The following is a 2,426-nucleotide window of genomic DNA, read 5'->3' as shown; positions in this document are numbered from 1 at the left end:
GTTTGCATGAGCGTGAGGCAGAACCCGGTACGCGGTGGGACTATGTCTCAGTCGACACTCATGTTCTTGGCATGATCATCGCGGGCGCAACCGGACGTGACCCGGCCGACCTGATGGCCGAGCGGATCATCCAACCCATGGGGTTCGAGGCGGAGCCCTATTTTCTGACCGACGGCGAAGGCACCGCCTTTGTCCTTGGCGGTCTCAATATGCGGACACGCGACTATGCACGGTTCGGTCAGATGGTGCTGCAAAAGGGTGAATGGCAGGGGAAACGGATCGTGTCCGCTGATTGGGTAGAGGCCTCAACCCTCCCCTCTGCACCGAACGGAGCGCTTTATGGTTATCAATGGTGGATACCGAAGAACGCGATGGGGGATTTCATGGCGCAGGGAATTTATGGACAGTTCATTTATTTCTCGCCCCGCCATGATACGGTCATTGTCGTCAACGCCGTCGATCGCCATTTCAAGAATGACGGCGTTGACGCGGTGAACGAGGCGATGCTGAAGACGATTGCGGCAGTCAGGTAGGGGCGAGAGATGGAAAAAGATCCGGCCGCGAATATCCTCGGAGGTGCGCTTGAACCCTGCTCAACCGATCCCATGACGGGCTTTTTCCGTGACGGGCACTGCAATACCTGCGCCGAGGATCAGGGCAGTCATACTGTGTGCGTTGAGATGACGGCAGAGTTCCTCGCCTGGTCGAAATATGTCGGCAACGACCTGTCGACCCCGCGCCCCGAGTTCCGCTTTCCCGGTCTGAAACCGGGTGACCGCTGGTGCCTTTGCGCCGCGCGGTTCCTGCAAGCCCATGACGAAGGCTGCGCCCCGAATGTGCGGCTGGCCGCCACCCATGCAAGGGCCGCTGAGATCGTGCCCCTGTCTGTTTTGAAGGCGTATGACGCTGCGATCTAAAGTATCCGTTTCGATCGAGCTTTGATTTCTTCCGATTCTCAGTCTTCTTTGACGAGAGTGTTTGCGAGGATAAGGGGCTTGCTCTTGATGGCCGTGATGTTGACCTTAGACGACTTCCCGGCGGCCTTCATGCGTTCGTATTGCGCCTTCAGTTCCGGATTGTACCGGGTCGCGACGCTAGCAGGCAGGTAGAGCGCATCGCGCAGAGGTTTTCTACCGCCCTGGATGAACGATTGTCTTCGCCACCTGCCAGACTGCCTCGTGATCGGAGCAATGCCTGCCAGTGAAGCCACGGCCTGCTTTCTCAGGACGCCGATTTCTGGCATTTCGATCAGGATCGTTCTGGCCGCGATAGCGCCAATGCCTTTGATGCTTTGGATCAGACGCAGCGCAGGTTTGCGGGATGAGCAGGTTTCCAGTTGTGTCCGGATTGCCTGATCCAGTTCAGCGATATCAGCCACAACCTGGCACAAGCGGCGTCGGGTCAGCTTTTGCGGCAGCCTTTGTTGCTGCAGATCCAGCGACGCAGCTTCCGGAAACCGGTTCTGGTGTTGGGGACCTGCACGAAGGCCCCGTCGCGCAAACGGTGCACATCCAGTCTGTCTTTGGGAATGTCTGTGCCAATGCCATCGCCTGTCATCTTCGTCATGTCCTATGCTTGTCATCCGGGACGGCAATCCCGCGTATCCCATCAGGCCTCATGAGAAGACAGTGTGCGATCGCACTTTGGTACGGTCCACGATGACCAGCATGTCCCGATCCATACACCGCCTCTGCCCGCAATAAATGACATGGCTGGCAGAGGCGCCATCTTCGCAAGGAGACAGGCAAATTCATAGGACAAGCGTTTCGGGGTTTCGCTGAGATAACAAGTATCGAATTTCGAACGAAAAGGTCCGAATGCGGATTCAGTGTAAACCCGAAACGCTACAGGTATTTGGACCAAGATGAAGGAAGAGGTCGCAATCGTACCTTGCAGCGGCGTGATTACATCTTGACCGAAAGGCGCGCTTGCTGGCAGATGGGATCTGCATGGTGTCCTACAGGCGCAAAGCGTCAGGACCGAAACGGGAATGGGGAAGGGTGGACCAAAGGCGGCACCCAAAGCCCCAACCGCCCCCGCGACTGTGAGCGGCGAGCGGCTTTCCAACGGCCACTGGGGTTCGTCCCCGGGAAGGCGGAAAGCTGCGACGACCCGCAAGTCAGGAGACCGGCCATGCGTGAAGGCAACGCGAACGCTGTCGGGTGTGACGGCAAGGAGAGAACGATGAACGCGCTGAACCAAACCGCCGCCAAGACCTCTACCGGTCTCATGTCCATTCTGTTCGTGGCCCTGATCGGCGCCACCGTGATGTTCGTTGCGGGCCATGCCCAGTCGGCGACTTTGCATGACGCCGCGCACGACATGCGCCACGCGACCGGGTTCCCCTGCCACTAAGGCAGGCCAACGGTCCAAAATGATTCAACGTATGCTGGCCGGCGGGCTGATCGCCGGCTTTGCAGCGGGGT

At 58.5% G+C, this 2,426-nt stretch carries 4 protein-coding genes and 1 riboswitch; of the genes, 3 read left to right on the top strand and 1 reads right to left on the bottom strand.

Annotated elements, in window-relative coordinates:
* Together WBB85_RS18000 and WBB85_RS17995 are read left to right on the top strand one after the other, a co-directional pair.
* Positions 1–533: serine hydrolase domain-containing protein (locus WBB85_RS18000; protein ID WP_432639972.1), on the top strand; the 533-nt coding region annotated here is incomplete at its 5' end.
* Positions 534–542: 9 nt separating this feature from the next.
* Positions 543–917, top strand: a complete 375-nt coding sequence (locus WBB85_RS17995; protein WP_432639971.1) for a DUF2237 family protein — start codon at positions 543–545, stop codon at positions 915–917.
* A gap of 38 nt (positions 918–955) precedes the next feature.
* Here the strand turns inward: WBB85_RS17995 and WBB85_RS17990 are convergent, their stop codons facing one another.
* Complete coding sequence (locus WBB85_RS17990) at positions 956–1,378, bottom strand: transposase (RefSeq protein WP_432639970.1); 423 nt, start codon at positions 1,376–1,378, stop codon at positions 956–958.
* 555 nt (positions 1,379–1,933) lie between these two features.
* Positions 1,934–2,150, top strand: a riboswitch (cobalamin riboswitch).
* Between the two features lie 34 nt (positions 2,151–2,184).
* Between WBB85_RS17990 and WBB85_RS17985 the strand changes: the two genes are divergently transcribed.
* Complete coding sequence (locus tag WBB85_RS17985; RefSeq protein WP_263739917.1) at positions 2,185–2,355, top strand: CbtB domain-containing protein; 171 nt, start codon at positions 2,185–2,187, stop codon at positions 2,353–2,355.
* Positions 2,356–2,426: the final 71 nt, after the last annotated feature.

The sequence above is a fragment of the Albidovulum sp. genome, from assembly GCF_049646345.1.
Classification (GTDB): Bacteria; Pseudomonadota; Alphaproteobacteria; order Rhodobacterales; family Rhodobacteraceae; genus Albidovulum.
Note: the sequence above shows the minus strand (reverse complement) of the source record. Positions and strands in the feature narration are given on the sequence as shown.